Annotated in this window: 23 protein-coding genes; 10 read left to right on the top strand and 13 right to left on the bottom strand. The window is 63.7% G+C overall.

All coding sequences use genetic code 11. From position 1 onward, the window contains the following. Positions 1–293: 293 nt before the first annotated feature. From D580_RS0113520 to D580_RS0113480, 11 genes are all read right to left on the bottom strand, one after another. Entirely contained in the window at positions 294–1,205 is a 912-nt protein-coding gene (locus D580_RS0113520) for a sulfite exporter TauE/SafE family protein (RefSeq protein ID WP_018954907.1), read from the bottom strand. 315 nt (positions 1,206–1,520) lie between these two features. Next, positions 1,521–1,760, bottom strand: a complete 240-nt coding sequence (locus D580_RS16385) for an addiction module antidote protein (RefSeq protein WP_081617294.1) — start codon at positions 1,758–1,760, stop codon at positions 1,521–1,523. A 47-nt stretch (positions 1,761–1,807) separates the two neighbouring features. Beyond that, on the bottom strand, positions 1,808–2,074 hold the full coding sequence (locus tag D580_RS16380; protein WP_081617293.1) for a DUF2442 domain-containing protein: 267 nt from the start codon (positions 2,072–2,074) through the stop codon (positions 1,808–1,810). Continuing rightward, a complete protein-coding gene (locus D580_RS15670; RefSeq protein WP_038043747.1) occupies positions 2,034–2,273 on the bottom strand; it encodes a DUF4160 domain-containing protein in 240 nt (79 codons plus the stop codon). Before D580_RS15670 ends, D580_RS16380 begins: the two co-directional genes overlap by 41 nt. A gap of 86 nt (positions 2,274–2,359) precedes the next feature. Beyond that, positions 2,360–2,548: a type II toxin-antitoxin system HicA family toxin gene (locus D580_RS16375; RefSeq protein ID WP_081617292.1), complete on the bottom strand. Its 189-nt coding sequence runs from the start codon at positions 2,546–2,548 to the stop codon at positions 2,360–2,362. Then, a complete protein-coding gene (locus D580_RS0113505) occupies positions 2,545–2,757 on the bottom strand; it encodes a type II toxin-antitoxin system HicB family antitoxin (protein WP_018954904.1) in 213 nt (70 codons plus the stop codon). Before D580_RS0113505 ends, D580_RS16375 begins: the two co-directional genes overlap by 4 nt. 59 nt (positions 2,758–2,816) lie before the next feature. Continuing rightward, complete coding sequence (locus D580_RS16370; RefSeq protein ID WP_081617291.1) at positions 2,817–3,779, bottom strand: SDH family Clp fold serine proteinase; 963 nt, start codon at positions 3,777–3,779, stop codon at positions 2,817–2,819. 626 nt (positions 3,780–4,405) lie between these two features. Next, positions 4,406–6,178: a gamma-glutamyltransferase gene (gene ggt, locus D580_RS0113495; RefSeq protein WP_231363560.1), complete on the bottom strand. Its 1,773-nt coding sequence runs from the start codon at positions 6,176–6,178 to the stop codon at positions 4,406–4,408. Positions 6,179–6,216: 38 nt separating this feature from the next. Then, positions 6,217–6,471 (bottom strand): YfhL family 4Fe-4S dicluster ferredoxin, encoded by a 255-nt coding sequence (locus D580_RS0113490; protein WP_018954901.1) that lies wholly within the window; start codon positions 6,469–6,471, stop codon positions 6,217–6,219. A 64-nt stretch (positions 6,472–6,535) separates the two neighbouring features. Then, on the bottom strand, positions 6,536–7,015 hold the full coding sequence (gene coaD, locus D580_RS0113485) for a pantetheine-phosphate adenylyltransferase (protein ID WP_018954900.1): 480 nt from the start codon (positions 7,013–7,015) through the stop codon (positions 6,536–6,538). 23 nt (positions 7,016–7,038) lie between these two features. Continuing rightward, a complete protein-coding gene (locus D580_RS0113480) occupies positions 7,039–8,364 on the bottom strand; it encodes an MFS transporter (protein WP_018954899.1) in 1,326 nt (441 codons plus the stop codon). A 180-nt stretch (positions 8,365–8,544) separates the two neighbouring features. On the opposite strand from D580_RS0113480, the gene D580_RS0113475 reads away from it, so the two are divergent. From D580_RS0113475 to chrA, 9 genes are all read left to right on the top strand, one after another. After that, positions 8,545–8,943 carry a DUF6627 family protein gene (locus tag D580_RS0113475; protein ID WP_018954898.1) on the top strand — a complete coding sequence of 133 codons (399 nt, stop codon included), beginning with the start codon at positions 8,545–8,547 and terminating at the stop codon, positions 8,941–8,943. 28 nt (positions 8,944–8,971) lie between these two features. After that, positions 8,972–9,364 carry a DUF6627 family protein gene (locus tag D580_RS0113470; protein ID WP_018954897.1) on the top strand — a complete coding sequence of 131 codons (393 nt, stop codon included), beginning with the start codon at positions 8,972–8,974 and terminating at the stop codon, positions 9,362–9,364. Then, positions 9,364–10,386: a PA2778 family cysteine peptidase gene (locus D580_RS0113465; protein ID WP_018954896.1), complete on the top strand. Its 1,023-nt coding sequence runs from the start codon at positions 9,364–9,366 to the stop codon at positions 10,384–10,386. The genes D580_RS0113470 and D580_RS0113465 overlap by 1 nt, the downstream gene beginning before the upstream one ends. Before the next feature lie 322 nt (positions 10,387–10,708). Continuing rightward, positions 10,709–11,248: a hypothetical protein gene (locus tag D580_RS0113460; protein WP_018954895.1), complete on the top strand. Its 540-nt coding sequence runs from the start codon at positions 10,709–10,711 to the stop codon at positions 11,246–11,248. A 160-nt stretch (positions 11,249–11,408) separates the two neighbouring features. Next, positions 11,409–14,120, top strand: a complete 2,712-nt coding sequence (locus tag D580_RS0113455; protein WP_018954894.1) for a cation-transporting P-type ATPase — start codon at positions 11,409–11,411, stop codon at positions 14,118–14,120. Further along, complete coding sequence (locus D580_RS0113450) at positions 14,117–16,831, top strand: cation-transporting P-type ATPase (protein ID WP_018954893.1); 2,715 nt, start codon at positions 14,117–14,119, stop codon at positions 16,829–16,831. Before D580_RS0113455 ends, D580_RS0113450 begins: the two co-directional genes overlap by 4 nt. A 228-nt stretch (positions 16,832–17,059) precedes the next feature. Further along, the gene (locus tag D580_RS16365; RefSeq protein WP_018954892.1) at positions 17,060–17,212 is read left to right on the top strand and encodes a hypothetical protein; all 153 of its coding nucleotides are present in this window, start codon (positions 17,060–17,062) and stop codon (positions 17,210–17,212) included. 52 nt (positions 17,213–17,264) lie between these two features. Then, positions 17,265–18,185, top strand: coding sequence for a pirin family protein (locus D580_RS0113440; RefSeq protein ID WP_018954891.1), 921 nt, complete (start codon positions 17,265–17,267; stop codon positions 18,183–18,185). Positions 18,186–18,341: 156 nt separating this feature from the next. After that, a complete protein-coding gene (gene chrA, locus D580_RS0113435; protein ID WP_018954890.1) occupies positions 18,342–19,682 on the top strand; it encodes a chromate efflux transporter in 1,341 nt (446 codons plus the stop codon). A gap of 128 nt (positions 19,683–19,810) precedes the next feature. On the opposite strand, the gene D580_RS0113430 is transcribed toward chrA, so the two are convergent. Together D580_RS0113430 and D580_RS0113425 are read right to left on the bottom strand one after the other, a co-directional pair. Then, complete coding sequence (locus D580_RS0113430; RefSeq protein WP_018954889.1) at positions 19,811–20,572, bottom strand: TIGR01458 family HAD-type hydrolase; 762 nt, start codon at positions 20,570–20,572, stop codon at positions 19,811–19,813. A 200-nt stretch (positions 20,573–20,772) separates the two neighbouring features. Beyond that, positions 20,773–22,035, bottom strand: a complete 1,263-nt coding sequence (locus D580_RS0113425) for a 6-phosphofructokinase (protein ID WP_018954888.1) — start codon at positions 22,033–22,035, stop codon at positions 20,773–20,775. Positions 22,036–22,322: 287 nt separating this feature from the next. Here D580_RS0113425 and D580_RS0113420 point away from each other — a divergent pair, with 287 nt between their 5' ends. Then, positions 22,323–23,333 (top strand): class 1 fructose-bisphosphatase, encoded by a 1,011-nt coding sequence (locus D580_RS0113420; protein WP_018954887.1) that lies wholly within the window; start codon positions 22,323–22,325, stop codon positions 23,331–23,333. Positions 23,334–23,785: the final 452 nt, after the last annotated feature.

The raw sequence follows: 23,785 nt of genomic DNA, 5'->3' as shown, positions 1-23,785 counted from the left end.
GCCGTGAAATCCGAGCTGTTGCATTACCTGAATACCTTGAAGCAAGCAGCCTGAAACCTGGTTGCGTCAAATTTATGCAATGATTGGGTATACTGTCACCGGATTTGGATTTGGGAAGGTTAGTAGCAATTGCTCGCTGCCTCGGTTCTTCGTTTTCGTGGCCCGACCCCGTGATCCTCTGCTCAAGCAATGTCATGCCACAGGCGCGTGCGGTGCGGAAATTGATCAATAAACACTTCCGCTACATCGGGAGACGACCTGGCCATGGCGCCTTCGTAGCCGCCACCGCCTGACTACATCAAGGTCAGCAGTTCCGTAAGGTAGTACATGGCGAGCAGGAGAATCACGGCCCCGAGCAGCAGCTTCAGTGCGCCGTGAGGCACGTGGCGTTGCAGTCGCGCACCGACATACATGCCAAGTGCGCCGCCGATACCGAACAGCCCACCCAGCAGCCAGTCCGGTTGGGTGGCAACCCCGGGGGGCGCGGGCAGCAGGCTGTAGAGCAGGACCCCGGCAATCGATGTGATGAAGGTTGCCGCCAGCGCCGCGCCCGCCACCGTGTAGACCGGCAGTCCGAAGATCGCGACGCAGAACGGGGCAATGATCGCGCCACCGCCGATGCCATAGATGCCGCCGATAATGCCGACCGAGAATGCAAGCAGCGCCATTGCCGGAAGGCTGAACGAATACGTGTCACTGCCGAAGGTGAAGGTGATCCTTGAAGGCGCGATAGTCGCGTTTCGCGCAACCGACCCGGGCTTCATTCCCGGCGCGCTCTTTCGGCCTCTGCGCCGCCAGGGCGCTAGTTCCGCCAGCAGGCGCAGCGAGAGATACAGCAGCACCATGCCGACAAACACCTTGAACAGGCCTGGGTCCTGCAGGTGGTAGACACGCACGTAATAACCGACGCCCACGCCTGGCAAGGTGCCCGCCACGATCACCCAGTTGAGCGGCCACAGCATTCGCCCCTCGCGGATGAACCGGTAGACGCCCGAGGGTATCGCAATGAGATTGAAGACCAGGTTGGTCGCACTCACCGATGGTGCCGTGTAATTCAGCACGCTGATCTGAAACGGCAGCAGCAGGAATGCGCCGCAGACACCCACCATCGAGGTAACCAGCGAGATGAGAAACGCCACCAGGGGCGGTAACCACAAGCTGGTCTCGACGCCGGAACGGGCAAACTCGTAGTGGAGGAAATCCAAGGAGATCCTTCCTCTTGCTGCGCCGGATCAGCGAGCACAAGCCCCCGGCATTGGGACCGACACACGTCTTGCGATAGAAGCGCACCGTTGGCGCGCATATACCCCCACGGGCGGACACTGGTTAGCCACGCGACAGTTAACAAATGGGGCAAAAGAATCAGGCATCTGAGTCATGCGCCCCTACTCGGCGTGAGCGTCCTCCGTGGAACGGCCATTTGGAGGTAAAAATTGCAGCTCTAAGGGAGAATTACACGCGATTTTCGGAGTCTTTCTCAAGCGCATCAGGTGGTTACCGTGGTCCGACCCCTTCGGCCTTCATGTCATAACGGTGTCATATCGCGGCTTTGCACCGGGAGCTAATGCCTTATACAGGCTCTCTCGACCAAGCCCAGCTTCCCTGGCCAGCTCCGTCATCCCTCGTGCCTTTGCAATATCGCCAATAGCCACCAGAAATACATTTGGACCTTCGTCCTCTAGCGCAGCATTGAGGTATTCTGCAATTACCTCTTCGCTATCCAGGTATTCTGCGGCATCGAATTTGGTCAACTTAGTCATCGAATCCTGGGTACACTGTCCCCAGGATTCCGGGTTGGATGTGCTTGTTATATGCCCTTTGCCTTATTTGGGAAACGCTCTGGATGCTCGATAATTTCCTGCGTGAGATCCACATCGATATCGGGCCAATAGAAATGCCCAGGAGAAAGCTCCTCCACATTCATAATTACTTTTACCGGCTGATCCTTGAACCAAGGAAATTCTTCATATGACATGAATAGTTCTTGGTCATGCGCTAACAACCAAATGCCGTGAGTGGAAATGTTTGTTACTTCAACCGCCAAAGTAGTGTTGCCATGCGCTGATAAGCTCATGATAGTGTTCCTCGATTAGAGACTCGATTTCTTTCAGCTGTTGCCGATTGTACCTGTAGGTTGTTGCAAGCTGAATTTCCGGTTCAAGCCAGAACTTCGCTTCGCCATCTCCGGACACCACATGCACGTGCATTCGCGATTCTTCACGCGAGAAAAAGAAGAACCGATATCCTTTCTCTCTGAATACCGTAGGACTCATCTATTTTCCTTGCACATAACGACCAAGCTCACTTGCCGTTTTTGCGCGCAGCGAGAAAACGGTCAAGTGCAGCGCCTTGTTAGCGGCTATTTTACCGGCTCTATACCAAGGTCCTTGCATATCTTCCTCGCTAAGATGTCCTTGATTTCTGAATGTCGGGGGATCGCTGACCGTTTATTCTGAGCAGGGTTATGCCACCATGAATGCTTACCACCTTCCCTCAAGAGATCGCATCCTTGGCTGCGCAGATACTTGAGAAGCTCATTCCTCTTCATATAGCGATTTTTTCTTCCTTAAAGCCGCTGCCAGCGGCGGTCCGCGCATCCTCACGGTTGAATTCCAGAGCTTCCCTCAGCGTAACTTCCAACGTCTCTCTTAGCTCTTCGTAGGTCTTTTCCTGGCAATTCACCCCAGGGACTTCCTCAATCCAACCTACCCACCAATCGCCTTCCTGTTTTACAACAGCGGTATATTCATTTTTCATCGCCATGATCTCCTTACTGTTCAGTTGTTGCCGCTAACGCCTGCCATCAGACGCGCGCGTTAGCGCGTCGGCTGCATGGCCTTGTTAGGCATAGGTACCTGCTGTTGAACCATTTCTACAGCCAAGAACCAGCCCTTATCAATGTTGTTCTCTATCATCTTCACAACTGGAGTTACATCCATTGTAACTGCGGCTGCATGAAATACGGACAATACTTTGTCCTGCAATTCCTGATCTGTTTCGAGGGATATCACATTAAGCCCCTTGCTATCCGCCAATGTAATACCGATTGGACGACCATGGGTTCTATGCTCACTCGCACTACCTAGCCACTCTGCGATTTCGTCTCCTTTTTTCTCCTCGGAGTTCTTGAACATATATGAGTTAAGCCACTCCGCAACTTTCGTTTTTGAATTAGCGATTGTGTTATTACAAATGTTCAATATTCCTGGGGGAAGACTGTTTATTCGCGTAATCCACAAAGGAGCTGTTCTAGGATCATCAAGAATAGATGCCTTCGCTTTTTCGAAGTCATCGAGAATTGATTGTGCTGGTGCCGTAAATTGTCCGTGTGGCCCAGGAAGTGTGATCTGTGGATCAATTGGCCCAATTGCACTCTGCTTCCCCATCATGATTTCATCACAGGCGCAGGCAATCATTGTTGCTGCCGACATGGCATTTTGCGGAATTATTGCTCTAATGTGTTCGTATTTTGAACGCAAGTATTGAACGATTTGATCAGCAGCTTCTAATGACCCACCAGGGCTATGCAAGATCAAATCCAGTTGTTTCCCTTTGAGCCCATTTAACGCGGCCATAAAGCCTTGAATATCTTCAACCGTTATGGACTGGAGCGTGGGAGGTAGCATTGGGGCTTTTATAGAAGTAAACCCAGACATGTAAAGGATTGTATCTCGCCCTGTGTATTGGGCTAAGTCGTGAATATACCTCCTCCGAATGGTATCTTGCGCACTATTCCTTGTTGATTCAATTTCTTGTTGTATCTCTGATCTTGCTGGCATATTGCCTTACTCCTTTACATGGCTTGAAATAACGAATTCCTGTGATTCATACAGACAAGATTCATTGGCGATACGTATTCCTTCTAGCACACGCTCATCGGTGCGAGAAAACATGAAGATTTCCAATATTTTCTTCTGATCCTCAATGGAAGCGTTTTCTAGCGATTCTCGAAGAGCCTTAATATCTTCTGACACGTGTTTTCCTCCTTTTTTATGCCTAACAGTATGTTAGACAGATTCTGTCATATCGGTGATATACGGATTCTGTATAGCACCCCTGATTCAAGATGTTATACAGAATTGCCCTCATTACACCCACCGTTGACGCGATCGAGCAGGCCTCACGGGCCAAGGGTTAACGACGTCGCCGGCATAACCTCGCTTTCGGTCTGAGTCTTCTGAAGGGGATACAGGAGAGGGCGCATGACCCAAGCTTAGCGCATGTTTCCGTGGTGCTGCGCGCGCAGGGTGGGGGGATTCGCCGGGACGGCGGATGCGGGTTGCTGCTCTGCCCGGCTGGACTCACCAGGAATCGCAGGCGGGAATGCTCTTTTTGGCCCACACACCTTGATCCCCTCTGCGTCTTTGCGCCTCTGCGTCGAGGCTTTTAAAAAAGCGCTTCCAAACTACTTCACCACCGCCTCACCGATCCCGCGCGGATCGGAGGCGGCACTGACTTCTCCACTGCTCCGATCCCACACGATGGCCTGCATGTTGCCGAAGCGCCGCGCCTGGGGGGCGAGGCTGTGACCGCGTGATTGGAGACCCTGCAGGGTTGGGGCATCGAAGGCGTCCACTTCGAACTGGATCTCGTCGGGCAGGTACTGGTGATGGAAACGGGGCAGCGACACGATGGTCCCGGCATCGCCGCCTTCCATGAACTCCATCGCGCCCAGCAGCACCATGGTGATGATGCGGCTGCCGCCGGGGGTGCCGAGGATGGCGAGGCGCGCGTCGTTTTCCACGAAGGCCGGCGTCATGCTTGAGAGCATGCGCTTGTTCGGCGCGATGGCGTTGGCCTCGGCGCCCACCAGGCCGTAGACGTTGGGCACGCCGGGCTTGGCGGAGAAGTCGTCCATCTCGTCGTTGAGCAGCACGCCGGTGCCTGGCGGCATGAAGCCGGAGCCGAAGGGGTAGTTGATGGTGATGGTGGCCGCCACCCGGTTGCCCTCGGCATCCAGCACGGAGAAATGGCTGGTCTGCTCGCTCTCCAGCGCGGGTTCCAGCACCACGGGCAGCAGCTCGCTGGGGGTGGCGCGCTCCGGGTGGATGGTGGCGCGCAGGCCGGCCGCGTAGTCGGGGCTCAGCAGACGGGCCAGGGGCATGTCCACGAAGTCGGGATCACCCAGGTACTCGGCCCGGTCCCGGTAGGCGCGGCGCATGGCCTCCACCATCAGGTGGGTGCGGGTAACGCGGTCCAGTGCGGCCAGGTCGTAGTGGGACAGCTGGTTGAGGATGCTGATCAGGGCCACGCCGCCGGAGGACGGCGGAGAGGCGGCGGTGATGCGGTAGCCCCGGTACTCGCCGCGCACCGGTTCGCGCTCCACCACCCGGTAGTTCGCCAGGTCCTCCAGGGTCCAGATGCCGCCGGCCTCGCGCACGCCCTGCACCAGGCGCTGCGCCAGTTCGCCGCCATAGAATCCCTCGAAGCCCTCCCGGCCCAGACGTTCCAGGGTATCGGCCAGGTCCGGCTGGCGGATGATCGTGCCTTCCGCGGGCACGCGCCCGTTGTCCAGCAGCACCCGGGCCACCTCGGGATGGGCGTTCAGGGCCGGCAGGCGGAAGGTGGCCATGCGCCGGTACACGGCATCCACGGGGAAGCCGTCCCGGGCCAGGCGCACGGCGGGGGCCAGGGAATCCGCGAGCGGCAGGGCGCCGTAGCGCTCGGCCAGGTGCACCAGGGCCGCGGGCGTGCCGGGGATACCGGCGGACAGGGGCCCGTCCACGGAGAGGTTCGGGATCACTTCGCCCTGCGCATCCAGGTACATGTCCCGGTGGGCGGCGCCGGGGGCGGTCTCGCGCCCATCCAGCATGGTCTGGAAACCGTCTTCGGCGCGGTGCAGCAGGAAAAAGCCGCCGCCGCCGATGCCGGAACCATAGGGTTCCACCACCCCCAGGGCGGCGGTGACGGCGATGGCGGCGTCGAAGGCATTGCCGCCCCGTTCCAGCACCTCGTGGCCCGCCGCCGTGGCCAGCGGGTGGGCCGAGGCGATGGCGTGGACGCCGGGGCGCTCGGTGGCCGACGCGACACCCGCGAACAGCAGCAGGGTGAGTACGAGCAGGATCGCAGGTCGGCCTTCAGGCCGACAACACGCTGTGGGACGGACACTGCGCCGTCGGCCTGAAGGCCGACCTACGGTCAGAGCGACGCGGCGCGCCAGACGTGACAAGGGGCCCATGGGGCCCCTTGCATGTATCGATTCCGCCACCCCGAACATCAGGCCTTCAGGGCCATAAGCTGTTCGTACTTGGCCATCAGTGCCTCCTTGCTCTCCACCATGTCCGGATCCTTGGGGATGCAGTCCACGGGGCAGACCTCCACGCACTGGGGGGTGTCGTAGTGGCCCACGCACTCGGTGCACAGGGCCGGGTCGATGACGTAGATCTCGTCACCGGCAGAAATGGCGCCGTTGGGGCACTCGGGCTCGCACACATCGCAGTTGATGCATTCGTCGGTGATCATCAGGGCCATGGGGATTTCCTCTTGCAATTCCGTCACATGCCAGCGTCTCGGCGCAGGCGCAAAGGGGCGTATTTTATCCCATGCGCGCCCTGAGCGCAGCCTCGACAGGTCCAGAGACGAAGTGTGAGACATCGCCGCCCAGCGCGGCAATTTCCCGCACCAGGCTTGAGGAGACGTAGGCGAACTCCTCGGCGGGGGTGAGGAACAGGGTCTCCAGCTCCGGGGCCAGGTGGCGGTTCATGCCGGCCAACTGGAACTCATGCTCGAAGTCGGAGACCGCGCGCAGGCCGCGCAGGATCACCTGGGCCTGCTGCGCCCGCATGAACTTCGCCAGCAGACCGCTAAAGCCCGTCACCTCCACGTTGCCCAGGCCGGACAGGGCATCCCGGGCCAACCTCACCCGCTCGTCCAGGTTGAAGAAGGGCTGCTTGGCGGGGCTGGCCGCCACCGCCACCACCACCCGATCGAACAGGCGGGTCGCCCGACGCACGATGTCCGTGTGTCCGTTGGTGATGGGATCGAAGGTACCGGGATAGACGGCAGTGACGTGCATGACAGGACTCCCCGTTCGTTGCCTCAGGCCGGCCGCGGCCTGGCGAGGGCGGCGGCCCGCCCGCGGGCCTCGTTGATGGGCAGAATGGCCACCAGGGCCAGGGCAAAGAGTAGCAGACACAGCAGGATCGCCGCCTGCAGACCCACCCAGGCCTGCAGCACGCCGATGCCCAGCAGGCCGACGATGGCCGCCAGCTTGCTGGACAACCCCCAGAAGCCGAAGAACTCCGCCGCCTTGAGCCGGGGCGCGAACTGGCCCACCAGGGCGCGGCCTGCGGACTGCACTGAACCCAGGCACACGCCCGCCACCGATCCCACCACCAGGAACACCTGCTGGGGCGCGACGCTGCTGCCGGTCACAGCCGTGAGCCAGTGGGCGATCTGCGGCGTGCCGAAGATGAGCAGCACCGCCAGCAGCCAGAGCGACAGGCTGATCCCGTAGGTGAGCTTGGCGCCGATGTGGTCCTGCAGATAGCCGAAGCCCAGGGCGCCGGCGGCAGCGGTGAGCTGCACCACCACGAACATGATCACCCGGGTCTGCTCGTCCCAGCGCACCACCTGGGCGCCGTAGATGAAGGTGAAGGAGATGATGATGTAGATGCCCGCCATGGCGAAGAACACCGACACCAGCAGCCAGGCCAGGTCCCGGTGACTGCCCACGGTGGCCAGGGTGGCCTGCACTCGCCGCACCCCCAGCCAGAGATAACTGGCACCCCGCGTCAGGCGCCGACGGCGACCCCGTTCCTGGAGCCAGAGGAAGGTGGGAATGGCGGTCACCAGGAAGAAGCCTGCGGCGAAGGGCCCCACCCAGCGCACGTTGTCGAAGTTCTCCAGGCTCACCTCGCCCAGGAACAGCAGCGCGAAGGCGGTGGACACCAGACCGCCCACGTAGCCAAGGGCCCAGCCGAAGCCGGAGATCCAGCCCAGGGTCTCCGGCGGGCCCAGGTCGGGCAGGAAACTGGCGATGAAGGATTCGCCGATGGCGTAGGCGAAGTTGGACAGGATAATGAGCAGCATGCCCAGCCAGATGTAGCCCGGGGCGACGAAGTACAACAGCGCCGTGGTGACCACGGTCATCAGGTAGCTGGCGAACAGGAAGCGCTTGCGGGCGGCGGAGTAGTCCATGATCGCACCGCACACCGGGCCTGCGATCACCACCGCGAGATAACTCACCGCCAGCGCCACGCTCCACAACAGGTTGCCCAGCCGGTAGCCCTGATCCGCATCGCCCACGATCACCCGGGTGAACAGATCGCCGAACACCACGGTGATGATCAGCAGGGTGTAGGCCTGGTTGGCGAAGTCGAACATCGCCCAGCCGAAGATCTCTTTCCGCGACGCGCGCTGCATGCAGGGGTTCCGATCGTGAGCCGGTGGAGAAGACGAACCGGGCTAGCGTAACACGCGGATCAAGCCTGACAGAGACCACAAAATCGGGAACCGCCCGGCGTCAGCGATTGACGCCCGTACAAACACCCGCACAGAATGTACTCGGTTTATCCATCCATGGATCCCCGGAGGCCGTACGTCATGATCAAGAACAACTACATTCGACGTGTACTCGTCCTGCTCTGTATCTTCGCCCTGCTGGGCGGCACCCTGAGCCCCGCCTTTGCCGGCATGATCGGCACCGGCGAACTGCTCGCCACCGAACAGTCCCTGGCCGATCGTGAGCGCCTCATGGCCACCCTGTCCCGCGACGACGTGCGCGAGCAGCTCGCCACCATGGGTGTGGATCCCGCCCAGGCCGCCGAGCGTGTGGCGCGCATGACCGACGCGGAAGTGGTCGCCCTCAACGAGCGCCTCGACGAACTGCCGGTGGGCAGCGCCAGCGTGCTGGGCGTGGTGCTGCTGCTGTTCATCGTGTTCGTGATCACCGACGTGATCGGCGCCACGGACATCTTCCCGTTCATCCGTCCGGCGCGCTGAGGCGCGGCCGGATTAAGGAGTCACGATCATGATGAAATCCGAACTTCGCACCCTCGTCACCCTGGCCGCCACGCTGCTGCTGTTCGCCATCGTGACTTCCCCCCTGCACGCCTCCATGGTGGGCACCGGGGAACTGCTGGCCAGCGAACAGGCGCACGTGGACCGCGCCACCCTGATGCAGACCCTGTCACGGGATGACATCCGCGAACAGATGGAGCGCATGGGCGTCTCCCCCGAAGCGGCCCAGGAACGGGTCTCGCGCATGACCGACGCGGAAGTGGCCGAGCTCAACCAGCGCCTGGCCGAACTGCCCGCAGGCGCCGGCGTGGTGGAGACGGTGCTCATCATCTTCCTGATCCTGGTGCTGCTCGATGCCCTGGGCGTGACGGACATCTTCTCCTTCATCCGTCCCATCCGTTGATGACCCGCAGTGCCCGCGACGCCCGCCACCTGGCGGGCGTCTTCTTTTCCCTGCTGCTCGTTGCCCTGCTGGGCTCAGGCTGCGCCACCGCCCCCCAGAGCAAGCAACTCGCCCGGGACGCACCGCCGGACCTGCCCGAGCGGGTGGAACTCACGCACGTGCCCTTCTTCCCCCAGGAGGATTACCAGTGCGGCCCGGCGGCCCTGGCCACCCTGCTGGTGGACCTGGGGGTCGACACCCATCCGGACGCCCTGGTCTCCGAGGTCTACATCCCGGAACGCCAGGGCAGCCTGCGGACGGAGATGCTCGCCGCCGCCCGCGCCCGGGGACTGGTGGCCTATCCGCTGAATCCCCGCCTGGAAGACGTGCTGCGGGAGGTGGCCGCCGGCCACCCGGTGCTGGTGTTCCAGAACCTCGGCGTGAACTTTGCCCCCTACTGGCACTACGCGGTGGTGATCGGCTACGACCTGCCGGCCCGGGAGATCGTGTTGCGCTCCGGCACCATCGAGCGCCACGTGAACAGCTTCAGCCGCTTCGAGCGCACCTGGCGACGGGGTGATCGCTGGGCCTTCATCACCCTGCCCCCGGAGCAGGTGCCCGCCACGGGCGAGGCCCTGCCCTGGCTGCGCGCCGCCAACAACCTGGAACAGATCGGCCGCACCGAGGCGGCCGCAGCGGCCTACGAGACCGCCACCCGGCAATGGCCGGAGCAGCCCATCAGCTGGATCGCCCTGGGCAACCTGCGCTATGCACAGGGGGAGCTCGCGGCCTCCGAGGCCGCCTTCCGCGCCCTCATCGAACATCAGCCCGAGGCCCACGCCGGCTGGAACAACCTGGCCCACGTGCTCAAGGCGCAGGGTTGCGGCGAGCAGGCCCGCCAGGCCGCCCGCTGCGCCGTGGCGCTCGCGCCCGACAACGCCCAGTACCGGCAGACACTGGTCACCATGGATGACGCGGAAGTGACACAGACCTGTGCGCCCCTGATTTGCCCCTTCGATTCACAGACTGCACCGTTCCGCTAAGCGGGCCTGGTGGTTCGCATGGGATTGCTTTCAGCCACAGAGGACACAGAGGTCACAGAGAAATGATTCAAAGAGATCCGTTGTGGGTCGGGCTTGAACCAAGGGGTCAAAGTCGTTGAAAAAACCAACTGGTCAAGTCGTTAGAACTTGAAGCTTGCTTTTCAACGACTCTGACCCCTTGGTTTCTGTGGCAAACCCGCCTTTCGCCTCACGCCTCACCCCTCACGCTTCGCAACATTCCGTGACCTGATCACAGAAACCCACCCGCGCCTTGCGCACACTGTGCCCCGTTCACCCACCACCCAATCACAGGAGGCTCCCCATGTCCCTGCGTCACACCCTGATCCCGCTGGCCACCGCCACCGCCCTGCTGGGCGCCGGCCCCGCGATGGCCGACCGCACCCCGCTGGATCCCGCCATCGCCGTGCTCGGCGGCGTGCTGTTCCCGGACGTGCCCCGCGCCGGCGATGACTTCGTCTACGGCGTCGAGCTGTCCGGCAACTGCCAGTTCATCCAGCCCGCCCACGGCCACCTGCGCCACCACCTGAGCGTGACCCGCTACAAGGACAATCCGCTCACCATGACCAGCGCGGAGCTCAACACCCATTACATGATGACCATGAGCCCGGAACTGTCCCTGGGCATCGGCCCGGGCATCGGCTACGCCCGCACCGAGATCGGCAGCGACGAGAACGGCCTGTGGGCCTTCCAGGTGGGCGGCAGCATGCACTACCGCATGCCCAGCAACCTGTTCATCGGCGTCGAGGCCCGCTACCAGTTCACCGAGAGCGCCCGCTTCGAAGGCGTGAGCCGTGATGCAGACAACATGCGCGTGATGGCCAAGTTCGGCACCCATTTCTGAGCGCCACCCGGTGCCGCTCGGGATCCCTGCCCCGGGCGGCACCGCCTTGATCAGGCTGCAAGCGCTGCTTGACTGATCCCGCTCAAGTCCGACCCGTGTCGCCCTTGCGAAGCGCAGTCGGATTCCTGACCATGTCCCTGGCACTTCACGGAGACGCGTCATGGACAGCCCCGGCGACAAAACCCCCGAGAACCCGGCCTGGCACACCCGCACGGCGGACGAAGCCAGGGCGTTCTGGCGCACCGGACGTGACGGTCTCACCGATGATGAGGCGGAAAAACGGCTGACCCATTACGGACCCAACGCCCTGCCCGCGCCGCCCCGGGCCAATGCCCTGGTGCGCTTCCTGCGCCACTTCCACAACATCCTCATCTACATCCTGCTGTTCGCCGCCCTGGGCACGGCGCTGCTGGGACACTGGGTGGACACCGGCGTGATCCTCGCCGTGGTGCTCATCAACACCCTCATCGGCTTCATCCAGGAGGGCAAGGCGGAAAAGGCCCTGGACGCCATCCGCAACATGCTCTCCCCAAAGGCGACGGTGATCCGCAACGGCCACCGGCGGGAGATCGCCGCGGACCAGGTGGTGCCGGGTGACCTGGTGCTGCTGCAGGGGGGTGACCAGGTGCCCGCGGACCTGCGCCTGGTGGAGGCCCGCAATCTGCGCATCGAGGAGGCGGTGCTCACCGGCGAGTCCGTGCCGGTGGAGAAATCCCTCGACCCCGTGGCCGAGGACGCACCCCTGGGCGACCGCAGCTGCATGGCCTTCTCCGGCACCATGGTGGCCTTCGGCCGGGGCGTGGGCCTGGTGGTGGGCACCGGCAAGCACACGGAGATCGGCCGCATCTCCACCCTGCTGGGCGAGGTGCACAGCCTGGAGACGCCCCTGGTACGCCAGGTGGAGCAATTCGGCCACTGGCTGGCGGTGGTGATCGTGCTCATCTCCGCCGCCACCTTCGCCTTCGGCTACTGGGTGCGGGACTACCCCCTCAACGAGATGTTCCTGGCGGCGGTGAGCCTCGCGGTCTCCACCATCCCCGAGGGTCTGCCGGCCATCATGACCATCGCCCTGGCCATCGGCGTGCAGAAGATGGCCCGGCGCAACGCCATCATCCGCCGCCTGCCGGCGGTGGAGACCCTGGGCTCGGTCACCACCATCTGCTCCGACAAGACCGGCACCCTGACCCGTAACGAGATGACCCTGGAGACCCTGGTCACCTCCGCACACAGCTTCCAGGTGAGCGGCGTGGGCTACGCGCCCCACGGCGGCTTCGCCCTGGACGGGCGCGAGGTCGACCCGGAGGAGCACCCGGCACTCATGGAGGCCCTGCGCACGGGCCTGCTGTGCAACGACGCGGCACTGCATGAGCGCGACGGCCAGTGGCTCATGGAGGGTGACCCCACCGAGGGCGCCCTGCTCACCGCCGCCCTCAAGGCGGGCCTGGACATGCGCCTGCAGCAGGAGCGCCTGCCACGCACCGACGTGATCCCTTTCGAGTCGGATCACAAGTACATGGCCACCCTGCACCACGACCACGAGGGCCACGGGCGCATCCTGCTCAAGGGCGCACCGGAACGGGTCCTGGAGTTGTGCACGCAGGAACGCCGCCCCGACGGCGACGCGCCCCTGGACCGGGACGCCTGGCACCGGCACATGGAGACCATCGCAGCGCAGGGCCAGCGCCTGCTTGCAGTCGCCCTGCGCGAGACGGACGCCGAACAGCGCACCCTCGCCTACCAGGACGTGGAGGCCGGCGGCTTCACCCTCCTGGCCCTGTGCGGGATCATCGACCCGCCCCGGGAAGAGGCCATCGCGGCGGTGAAGGAATGCCAGGAGGCGGGCATCCGGGTGAAGATGATCACCGGCGATCACCTGGTGACCGCCCGGGCCATCGGCGAACAGCTGGGCATGGGCAACGGCTGCCGGGCCATCGCCGGCCATGAGCTGGAGACCCTGGACGACGCGGCCCTGCAGCAGGCCGTGCGCGAGGCGGACGTGTTCGCCCGCACCACCCCGGAACACAAGCTGCGCCTGGTGCAGGCCCTGCAGGCCCAGGGCCATGTCACCGCCATGACCGGCGACGGGGTCAACGACGCCCCGGCGCTCAAGCGCGCCGACGTGGGCGTGGCCATGGGCAGGAAAGGCACCGAGGCCGCCAAGCAGGCCGCCGAGATGGTGCTGGCGGACGACAACTTCGCCTCCATCGCCCACGCGGTGGAGGAAGGCCGCACCGTCTACGACAACATCCGCAAGTCCATCCTGCACATGCTGCCCACCAACGCCGGGCAGTCGCTCACCATCATGATGGCCATCCTCATGGGCCTGGCCCTGCCGCTCACGCCGGTGCAGGTGCTGTGGGTGAACATGGTCACCTCGGTGACGCTGGCCATGGCGCTGGCCTTTCAGCCCGCCGAACCCGGGGTCATGAAACGCCCGCCGCGCCGGCCCGACGCGCCCCTGCTGTCCGGCTTCCTGCTCTGGCGCATCCCCTTCGTGGCCATCCTGCTGTGGGCCGGTACCTTCGGCCATTTCGTGTACATGGAAGAGGTGCTGGGGGTCTCCGATGAAATGGCCCGCACCGTGGCCATCAACACCCTGGTGGCCGGACAGGCCTTCTACCTGCTCAACCTGCGCCTGATCTACCAGCCGGTGCTCCTGGGCGGCGAACTGTTCCGTTCCGGCGCCATGTGGATCGCCATCGGCGTGCTGGTGCTGCTGCAGCTGGCCTTCACCTATGCCCCCGTGATGCAGGCCCTGTTCGGCACCGTGAACCTCAGCCTGCAGGACTGGGGACGTATCCTGCTGTTCGGCGCCGCCGTGTTCATCATCGTCGAGATCGAAAAGGCCATCATCCGGAGATTCTTCCTGTGAATGATCACTCGCGTCAGGACACCCCCTGGCATCAGCTGGAGACCTCGGAAACTCTGAAGCGTCTGGAGGTCTCCGAGAACGGTCTCACGGCCGATCAGGCGCGCGAGCGCCTGGAACGCTTCGGCTACAACCGCCTGCCGCCGCCGGAGCGCACCGGACCGCTCAAGCGCTTCCTGCTGCAGTTCCACAACGTGCTCATCTACATCCTCATCGCGGCCGCGGTGGGCACGGCGTTGCTGCAGCACTGGGTGGATACCGGCGTGATCCTCGGCGTGGTGCTGATCAACGCCATCATCGGCTTCATCCAGGAGGGCAAGGCGGAGGAGGCGCTGGACGCCATCCGCAACATGCTCTCGCCCAAGGCCCTGGTGCTGCGCGACGGCCAGCGCCGCACCGTGCCCGCCGAGGAACTGGTGCCCGGTGACATCGTGTTCCTGCAGGCGGGCGACAAGGTCCCCGCGGATCTGCGCCTGCTGCGCACCCACAACATGCGCATCGACGAGGCGGTGCTCACCGGCGAATCGGTGGCGGTGGACAAGCGGACCGATCCCGTGGACGCGCAGGCGGACCTGGGCGACCGCGCCTGCATGGCCTTCTCCGGCACCCTGGTGGCCTTCGGACAGGGCAAGGGCGTGGTGGTGGGCACGGGCGCGAATACGCAGATCGGCCGCATCTCCACCCTGCTCGGCGAGGTGGAGACGCTCACCACGCCGCTGCTGCGTGACATCGCGGTGTTCGGCCGCTGGCTGTCGGTGGCCATCGTGCTACTCGCCGCCTTTACCTTTGCCTTCGGCTACTGGTTCCGGGACTACGACATCCTGGAGACCTTCCTGGCGGCGGTGAGCCTCGCGGTGGCCGCGATCCCCGAGGGCCTGCCCGCCATCATGACCATCACGCTCGCCATCGGCGTGCAGCGCATGGCGGCGCGCAACGCCATCATCCGGCGCCTTCCGGCCGTGGAGACCCTGGGCTCCGTGACCACCATCTGTTCCGACAAGACCGGCACGCTGACCCGCAACGAGATGACCGTCAAATCCATCGTCACCGCAGAGGCGATCTTCGAGGTGGGCGGGGTTGGCTACGAACCCCATGGCGGCTTCTCACTGGACGGCCAGGACATCGATCCCCAAGACCATGCCGTCCTCGCCGAGGGCCTGCGCGGCATCCTGCTGTGCAACGACGCCGAACTGCACCACCGCGACGGCCAGTGGGTCCTGGAGGGGGACCCCACCGAGGGCTCGCTGGTCACCGCCGCCCTCAAGGCGGGACTCGACCACAAGGAGACCAACGAACTCCATCCACGGGATGACGTGATCCCCTTCGAGTCCTCCTACAAGTTCATGGCCACCCTGCATCACCACCACGAGGGCAAGCAAAGCTTCATCTTCCTCAAGGGTGCGCCGGAGCGGGTGCTGGCGGTGTGCGCCAAGGAACGCACCGCGGACGGCGACCGGGAGATCGACGCCGATCGCTGGCAACGGCAGATGGACGAGATCGCAGCAAAGGGCCAGCGCCTGCTGGCGCTCGCGGTCAAGACCGTGGACGCGGACAAGCGCAGCCTGGCGTTCCCCGACATCGAGGACGGGGGGCTCACCATGCTGGCCCTGTGCGGCATCATCGACCCGCCCCGGGACGAGGCCATTGAAGCGGTGAAGGAATGCCAGGAGGCGGGCATCCGGGTGAAAATGATCACCGGTGACCATGCCGTCACGGCCGAGGCCATTGCCCGGGAGCTAGGCATCCACACCGAGGGCGGCGTGATGACCGGCCACGAACTGGAGAAGATCTCCGACGAGGAGATGCAGCACGTGGTGCAGAAGGTGGACGTGTTCGCCCGCGCCACCCCCGAGCACAAGCTGCGCCTGGTGCGCGCCATCCAGGCCCATGGCCACGTGGTGGCCATGACCGGCGACGGCGTGAACGACGCCCCGGCATTGAAACGCGCCGACGTGGGCGTGGCCATGGGCATCAAGGGCACCGAGGCGGCCAAGGAAGCCGCCGAGATGGTGCTGGCCGACGACAACTTCGCCTCCATCGCCCATGCGGTCGAAGAAGGCCGCACCGTCTACGACAACCTGCGCAAGGCCATCCTGTTCCTGCTGCCCACCAACGGCGGCCAGGCCTTCACCATCGTCGCCGCCATCCTGCTGGGTCTGACCCTGCCGCTCACGCCGGTGCAGGTGCTGTGGGTGAACATGGTCACCGCCGTGACCCTGGCCCTGGCGCTCGCCTTCGAGCCCACCGAGCCCGGGGTGATGAAGCGACCGCCGCGACCGCCCAACACCCCGATCCTGTCGCGTTTTCTCATGTGGCGGGTGGCGTTCGTCTCGGCCCTGCTGGTGGCGGGCACCTTCGGTCACTTCCTGTGGATGCAACAACAGGGCATGGCCCTGGAGCTGGCGCGCACCGCGGCCATCAACACCCTGGTCATGGGCCAGCTCTTCTATCTCTTCAACAGCCGCTACATCCTGGAGCCGGTGTTCAACCGGGAGGGCATGCTGGGCAGCCGCGCCGTGCTCATCGCCGTTGGCGTGCTGATCGTGCTGCAGGGGTTGTTCACCTATGCGCCGCCACTTCAGTTCCTGTTCGGCACCGCCGCCCTGGGGCTGGAGGACTGGGGCCGCATCCTGGCCTTCGGCGTCATCCTGTTCGTGCTGGTGGAACTGGAGAAGGCCTTCCTCAAGTGGCGCCAGGTGGCGGCGCATTCATGAAAAGCCTGGGTCCGCAAATGAACGCGAATCAACGCAAATGGGGTAAAGACAAGAGCCTGACCGCAAAGGATGCCAAGGGGTTCTAAACAAAATGGACTTCGCGTCCTTCGCGGTGAGCTTTTCGAACTTCAGTATTTGCGTCCATTCGCGTTCATTCGCGGACCCTTCCTTTCCGCCCTGCCCACCTTCATCGTCGGCCCGGACCTCGCCTCGGGACGCCTGTAGCAGGTGCTGCACGCCTACTGCCCCGCCGACATCTCCATCCATGCCGTGTACCCCTCCCGTCGCCACCTGTCGGCCAAGGTCAGGACATTCGTGGAGTTCCTGGTGCGGCGGTTCGGCAACGAACCAGACCGGGATCAGTTCATCAAGGCGTCGTGACCCGCACGGCATGTATCATGGACCCATCCGCAGGACCTGACAGGGAACCCTCATGAGCATCGAAACCGACATTGAAGATGACACGATCGAGCAGGCAAACCCCTGCACCGGCATCGACCTGATGATCGTCCCCAAGGAACACGACCTCGGCGGTTTCACCGTGCGCCGCGCCCTGCCGTCGGCCAAGCGCCGCATGGTGGGGCCGTGGATCTTCTTCGATCACATGGGACCGGCTGTGTTCGAACCGGGCCAGGGGGTCGACGTGAGGCCCCACCCCCACATCAACCTGGCCACAGTGACCTACCTGTTCGAGGGCGAGATGCTGCACCGGGACTCCCTGGGCAATGAACTGACCATCACCCCCGGCGCGATCAACCTGATGGTGGCGGGCAAAGGCATCGTGCATTCCGAGCGCCAGCGCGAAGAGATCAAGGCCGCCAACAACGTCCTGGACGGCCTGCAGCTCTGGCTAGCCCTGCCGGAGGCCGACGAGGAGACCGACCCTGCCTTCCACCACTATGGTCGCGAGCAGATCCCCTCGGTGGACGTGGACGGGGTGCCTGTGCGCGTCCTGATCGGTTCCGCCTACGGGGTGCAGTCCCCCGTCAGAACCTTCGCGCAGACGCTCTATGTTGAAGCTGCCCTGAAGGCAGGCCAGCGCCTGACGCTGCCGGACGGCGCGGACGAGCGGGCGCTTTACGTGGTCCAGGGCAGACTCAAGGCCATGGACAGTGTGATCGATCAACACAGCATGGCCGTGCTGCACAAAGGCCATACGGTGACTGTCGATGCGATGGAAGACACCCAGCTGGCCCTGATCGGCGGCGAGGCGCTGGGCCAGCGCCACATCTGGTGGAACTTCGTCTCCAGCCGCAAGGAGCGCATCGAGCAGGCCAAGACGAACTGGAAGAACGGCGCCTTCCCCAAGGTGCCGGGGGACGAGGTGGAGTTCATCCCCCTGCCGGAACGGTAGGTCTTGTCCCCGTAAAATCCAACGCGAAGGCGCAAAGACGCGAAGGACGCAAAAGGGCTTTTTGATTAACTAACTTTGCGTCCTCTGCGTCTTTGCGCCTTCGCGTTGAAGGCTTTGTGTTTTCAACGCCGGTGATAAATATCGCCCGCCACAACCATGACCACGCCCACCGATAAACCCGCACCCGTCGGCCTGTTCGAGGCCTTTCTGTACTGGCTCAAGCTGGGCTTCGTGAGCTTCGGCGGCCCCGCCGGGCAGATCAGCATGATGCACCAGGAGCTGGTGGAGCGCCGGCGCTGGATCTCCGAACACCGCTTCCTGCACGCGCTCAACTACACCATGGTCCTGCCCGGCCCCGAGGCCCAGCAGCTGGCCACCTACATCGGCTGGCTCATGCACGGCAGCCTGGGTGGCATCATCGCCGGCACCCTGTTCGTGCTGCCCTCGCTGCTGATCCTGATCCTGCTCACCTGGATCTACCTGGCCTTCGGCGACGTGCCGATCGTTCAGGCGATCCTCTACGGCATCAAACCGGCGGTCACGGCCATCGTGGTGCACGCCGCCTGGCGCATCGGCAGCCGGGCACTGAAGAACGGCGCTCTCTGGGCCATGGCGGCTGCCGCCTTTGTCGCCATCTTCGCCCTCAACGTGCCCTTCCCCTATATCGTGATCGGGGCGGGCGTCATCGGCTGGATCGGGGGGCGGCTCTCGCCTGCACGCTTTCAGCTCGGCGGCGGACATGGGGGCAGCGGAAAGAACAGCTACGGCCCGGCGCTCATTGACGACGACACGCCGGTCGCGGACTGGATGCGCTTTCGCTGGTCCCGGGCAGTGCGCTTCGTCGCCATCGGCCTGCTGCTCTGGGCGGGGGTGCTGGGCCTGCTGTTCAGCCTGTACGGCTGGGACGGCACCCTCACGCGCATGGGCGTGTTCTTCACCCAGGCGGCCCTGGTCACCTTCGGCGGCGCCTACGCGGTGCTGCCCTACGTCTACCAGGGTGGCGTGGAGACCTACCAGTGGCTCACCGCGCACCAGATGATCGACGGCCTGGCCCTCGGCGAGTCCACACCGGGCCCCCTGATCATGATCGTGGCCTTCGTGGGCTTCGTGGGCGGCTGGACCCATGGATTCCTGGGTCCGGATGCCCTGGTGATGGCCGGCATCCTCGGTGCGGTGGTGGCCACCTTCTTCACCTTCCTGCCCTCGTTCCTGTTCATCCTGGTGGGCGCGCCGGCCGTCGAGGCCAGCCGCCACGAGCTGCATTTCACCGCGCCACTCACCGGCATCACCGCCGCCGTGGTGGGTGTGATCCTCAACCTCGCCGTGTTCTTCGCGTGGCACGTGCTGTGGCCACAGGGTTTCGAGGGTGACTTCGAGTGGTTCTCGGCGCTGCTCGGGATTGCCGCCTTTATCGCCCTGTTCCGGTACAAGGTCGGCATCATCCCGCTGCTCGTCGTGTGCGCGGCCATCGGCGCGGGGTATCGGTTGCTGCTGTGAGTAACACTCTGGAAAAAAATCCAACGCAGAGGCGCAAAGGCGCGAAGGACGCAAAGAATCTCGTCTGAAAAAACCTTTGCGACCTTTGCGTCTTTGCGCCTCTGCGTTGAAGTCTTTTGACTCCCCCGTCAGCGCATCAGATCGGCAACCAGGGCCGCGAGATCGTCAGCGATCCGGGCACGGTGTGTATCGATACGGCCCTCGTCTCCGGGGCGATACTTGCCGGTCCTGACCAGGCAGGCCTGCAGACCGGCGTCCAGGGCGCCCTGTGCGTCGACCTCCGCATCGTCCCCCACCATGAGCACCTCGCCCGGCTCCAGGCCCATGTCCGCCACGGCGGCGTGAAAGAAATCTGCCGAGGGCTTGCCGAGCACCGTGCCCTGCACGCCGGCGGCATATTCTAGGGCCCTGAGGAAGGGACCGATGTCCAGGCTGAGGCCGTCCTGTTCCCTGAAGTAGCGGTTGCTGCCCATGGCCAGCAGGGGCGCGCCGTCCATGAGCAGACGGAAGGCGCGGTTGAGATTGTCATAGCTGAAGGCCTCGCCGGCATCGCCCAGCACCACCGCATCGGGGGTGTCCGTCACCAGGTCCTGGAACTCCGGGGCAAGCCCGGGATGGATGAGCAGGAGCGGCCTGAGCCCGTCGCGTTCAAGCGCCGCGCGCACGGCGCCCGGGGCGGTGAAGATCTCTTGCTCGGGGATGCGAAAGCCCATGGCTGTGAGCATGCGATGGATCTCGCGCCGGGGGCTGCGGGTGGTGTTGGTGATGTAGCGCACCGGCAGGCCCGATGCCTGCAGCCGCGCCAGGGCCTCCAGCGCACCGGGCAGGGGCGCATCACCCACGTAAAGCACGCCACTCAGATCCAGCAGGACGCCACGGATCGCTTTCATTCCGTTGTCCTCTTGACGACGAAAGTCAAAAGCCTTGACGCAAAGACGCGAAGACGCAAAGAAACAACAGACCAATTACCAAGACCGATATGCCAAATGCTCAAGCTCCATATGCTCGCGTCAAATTCGCGTGGGTTTTTCCATCCAGATTTCTTTGCGAACCTTTGCGTCTTCGCGTCTTTGCGTCGAAGGCTTTTCAATCATTTCTTCAACTCAAACGCCGGCAGCTTCTTTTCCAGCAATTCGCCGCGGATGCGCACGTAGCGGGGCAGGCCGCCCTCGTAGGGCGGGTAGGCCTCGCCCTCGATGAGCGGGCGCAGGTAGCGCCGGCAGGCCTCGGTGATGCCGTAGCCGCCCTCGCTGATGAAATCCCTCGGCATACCCTGCTCGATGTTGGCCACCTGCTCCAGGGGTACCCGGTCCACGGTCCACAGGTAGGGGGCGTCGCACAGACGCTTGATCACCGGCATGAAGCCGGTGTGGCCCTCGGCGGCGAAGCGCACCGCCATGGCGCCGGTGGCATAGGCCTGCTCCACGTCCACCCGGGCGGCGATATGCCGGGCCGATCGCTGGATGTAGTCGGCCACCGCCCAGTGGATCTTGTGGCCGGTCTTCTCCTTGATCATGCCCGCCAGCATGGGGGCCACCCCGCCCAGCTGGGTATAGGCGTAGACATCGTGGGACTGGGCCACGGTGAGCAGTTTTCCGTCGGGGCCCTTGAGCCCTTCCGAGGCCACCACCACGCAATAGCCGTGGGTGGCGATCACGTCGTTGAGCCGGCGCAGGAAGTCCGCCTGGTCGAAGGGGATCTCGGCGAAGAGGATCAGCATGGGCGGGCTGTCCTTGGACTGCTGGGCCAGGGCCGCGGCGGCGGCCAGCCAGCCCGCATGGCGGCCCATCACCTCCATGATGAACACCTTGGTGCTGGAACTGGCCATGGACTCCACGTCCATGCTGGCCTCGCGCACCACGGTGGCGATGAACTTGGCGGCGGAGCCGAAGCCGGGGCTGGTGTCGGTGCAGGCCAGATCGTTGTCGATGGTCTTGGGCACACCCACGCTGACGATGGGATAGCCCATCTCGTCGGCGATGCGCGCCACCTTGAGCGCCGTGTCCATGGAGCCGCCGCCGCCGTTATAGAAGAAGTAACCGATGTCGTGGGCGCGGAACACCTCCACCAGGCGCCGGTACTGCTCCGGGTGCGTGTCCGGATCGCCCAGGTCGAAGCGGCAGGAACCGAAGGCGCCGCCGGGGGTGTGGCGCAGGCCGGCGATGGTCTCCTCGGACTCCCGGTCCAGGTCGATCAGTTCCTCGCGCAGCACGCCGAGGATGCCATCCTTGCCCGCATAGACCTTGCCGAAGGTCTCCGGGAGGGCACGGGCGGTCTGGATCACCCCGCAGGCACTGGCATTGATGACGGCGGTCACCCCGCCGGACTGGGCATAGAGGACGTTGTTGGGCATGGGATTCCGGGTTTCCTGTGTGTGGCGTGAAGGAGGCGGCCCGCCTCCCCTTGAGGCACGCAAAATCCGGGCCGCCATGGGGATATGCGCATCGCTCCGGGCGTTTTGCTATGATACGCCCCCTGATTTGACGGCTTCGTGGCAGCGCACTCCCTCAGGTTAACAGCTTGAGCCCCCGGGACAAGCCGGGGGAGCGCGCCACGCCGTCTGCCCCGCGAGCGTGCGGCCCGCACCACGATCGCCCGCCCGGGACCGGTTTCCCCTTAAACATTAGGAAATTCGCAACCATGCATATCGGAACAACGCTTACCAACTACATCATCGAGACCCAGCGCAACTTCAAGGGCGCCACGGGCGAATTCACCGGCCTGCTGAACGACATCGCCGTGGCCTGCAAGAAGATCTCCGACCTGGTGAACAAGGGTGACCTGGTGGACATCCTGGGCTCCGCCGAGTCGGAGAACGTGCAGGGCGAGACCCAGAAGAAGATGGACGTGATCTCCAACGAGATCTTCATGGAGGCCCTGCAGCACAACGGCCACGTGGCCGGCCTCGCCTCCGAGGAGATGGACGAGATCTGCCAGCTGCCCAAGGACGCCCCCCGGGGTCATTACCTGGTGCTGTTCGACCCCCTGGACGGCTCCTCCAACATCGACGTGAACGTCTCCGTGGGCACCATCTTCTCCATCCTCAAGGCCCCGGTCCACCCGGGCGACCCCAGCACCGAGGACTTCCTGCGCCCCGGCGTGGAGCAGGTGGCCGCCGGCTACTGCCTGTACGGTCCCTCCACCATGATGGTGCTGACCACGGGCCAGGGCGTGAACATGTTCACCCTGGACCGCCACTTCGGCGAGTTCCTGCTCACCCACGAGAACATCACCATCCCCGAGGACACCCAGGAGTTCGCCATCAACGCCTCCAACATGCGCTTCTGGGAGGCGCCGGTGAAGCGCTATATCGATGAGTGCCTGCAGGGCAAGGAAGGCCCCCGCGGCAAGGACTTCAACATGCGCTGGGTGGCCTCCATGGTGGCCGAGGTGCACCGCATCCTGACCCGTGGCGGCATCTTCATGTACCCCCTGGACGAGAAGCTCAAGTCCAAGGGCCAGGCCGGCAAGCTGCGCCTCATGTACGAGGCCAACCCGATGAGTTTCCTCATCGAGCAGGCCGGCGGCGCCAGCACCACGGGCCGCGAGCGCATCATGGAGATGAAGCCTGAGCACATCCACCAGCGCGTGCCGGTGGTGCTCGGCTCCAAGAACGAAGTGGATCGGGTCACCAGCTACCACAACGACTGAACCTGCCTCACCGCTGTAAAACAAAAGCCCGGCTCTGCCGGGCTTTTGTTTTGTTGCGTCGAGATTTCCGTAGCTTGGGCTGGGCGCAGCGAAGCCCAACCGTTGCGAACCCAAAAAGCTGTCCTCTCACGGAGACACGGGGCCACGGGGGAAAGGCGACGGGTGATGAAAAACTAAAGGCGATTCTCTCGCGGAGGCGCAGGGGCGCGGAGAATAAACACTTGATCAAGAAACCCCGTGTCTCCGTGGCTCCGTGAGTGGACAGCTTTGTTATTCGGCCACGGGGCTTTGATATCAAAACCATGATCTCTCGCAAAGCCGCCAAGACGCGAAGAAAATCGATTCAATGATCTTCTTTGCGCCTTCGCGTCTTGGCGAGAGACCGCCTTTCAGGTTTTCTCCAAAAGCCTTCCTCCGCGCCCCTGCGCCTCCGCGAGAGAATGGGTTTTACA

Source organism: Thioalkalivibrio sulfidiphilus (assembly GCF_000377945.1).
GTDB lineage: Bacteria > Pseudomonadota > Gammaproteobacteria > Ectothiorhodospirales > Ectothiorhodospiraceae > Thioalkalivibrio_A > Thioalkalivibrio_A sulfidiphilus_A.
The sequence above is the reverse complement of the archived record's forward strand: the minus strand, read 5'-3'. Positions and strand labels throughout refer to the sequence as shown.

Bases quoted from the DNA above. Each gene is read 5' to 3' on its own strand.
- D580_RS16385 (WP_081617294.1), bottom strand. From the start codon at position 1,760: ATGACTAAGTTGACCAAATTCGATGCCGCAGAATACCTGGATAGCGAA.
- D580_RS16380 (WP_081617293.1), bottom strand. From the start codon at position 2,074: ATGAGCTTATCAGCGCATGGCAACACTACTTTGGCGGTTGAAGTAACA.
- D580_RS15670 (WP_038043747.1), bottom strand. From the start codon at position 2,273: ATGAGTCCTACGGTATTCAGAGAGAAAGGATATCGGTTCTTCTTTTTC.
- D580_RS16375 (WP_081617292.1), bottom strand. From the start codon at position 2,548: ATGAAGAGGAATGAGCTTCTCAAGTATCTGCGCAGCCAAGGATGCGAT.
- D580_RS0113505 (WP_018954904.1), bottom strand. From the start codon at position 2,757: ATGAAAAATGAATATACCGCTGTTGTAAAACAGGAAGGCGATTGGTGG.
- D580_RS16370 (WP_081617291.1), bottom strand. From the start codon at position 3,779: ATGCCAGCAAGATCAGAGATACAACAAGAAATTGAATCAACAAGGAAT.
- ggt (WP_231363560.1), bottom strand. From the start codon at position 6,178: ATGGGCCCCTTGTCACGTCTGGCGCGCCGCGTCGCTCTGACCGTAGGT.
- D580_RS0113490 (WP_018954901.1), bottom strand. From the start codon at position 6,471: ATGGCCCTGATGATCACCGACGAATGCATCAACTGCGATGTGTGCGAG.
- coaD (WP_018954900.1), bottom strand. From the start codon at position 7,015: ATGCACGTCACTGCCGTCTATCCCGGTACCTTCGATCCCATCACCAAC.
- D580_RS0113480 (WP_018954899.1), bottom strand. From the start codon at position 8,364: ATGCAGCGCGCGTCGCGGAAAGAGATCTTCGGCTGGGCGATGTTCGAC.
- D580_RS0113475 (WP_018954898.1), top strand. From the start codon at position 8,545: ATGATCAAGAACAACTACATTCGACGTGTACTCGTCCTGCTCTGTATC.
- D580_RS0113470 (WP_018954897.1), top strand. From the start codon at position 8,972: ATGATGAAATCCGAACTTCGCACCCTCGTCACCCTGGCCGCCACGCTG.
- D580_RS0113465 (WP_018954896.1), top strand. From the start codon at position 9,364: ATGACCCGCAGTGCCCGCGACGCCCGCCACCTGGCGGGCGTCTTCTTT.
- D580_RS0113460 (WP_018954895.1), top strand. From the start codon at position 10,709: ATGTCCCTGCGTCACACCCTGATCCCGCTGGCCACCGCCACCGCCCTG.
- D580_RS0113455 (WP_018954894.1), top strand. From the start codon at position 11,409: ATGGACAGCCCCGGCGACAAAACCCCCGAGAACCCGGCCTGGCACACC.
- D580_RS0113440 (WP_018954891.1), top strand. From the start codon at position 17,265: ATGAGCATCGAAACCGACATTGAAGATGACACGATCGAGCAGGCAAAC.
- chrA (WP_018954890.1), top strand. From the start codon at position 18,342: ATGACCACGCCCACCGATAAACCCGCACCCGTCGGCCTGTTCGAGGCC.
- D580_RS0113430 (WP_018954889.1), bottom strand. From the start codon at position 20,572: ATGAAAGCGATCCGTGGCGTCCTGCTGGATCTGAGTGGCGTGCTTTAC.
- D580_RS0113425 (WP_018954888.1), bottom strand. From the start codon at position 22,035: ATGCCCAACAACGTCCTCTATGCCCAGTCCGGCGGGGTGACCGCCGTC.
- D580_RS0113420 (WP_018954887.1), top strand. From the start codon at position 22,323: ATGCATATCGGAACAACGCTTACCAACTACATCATCGAGACCCAGCGC.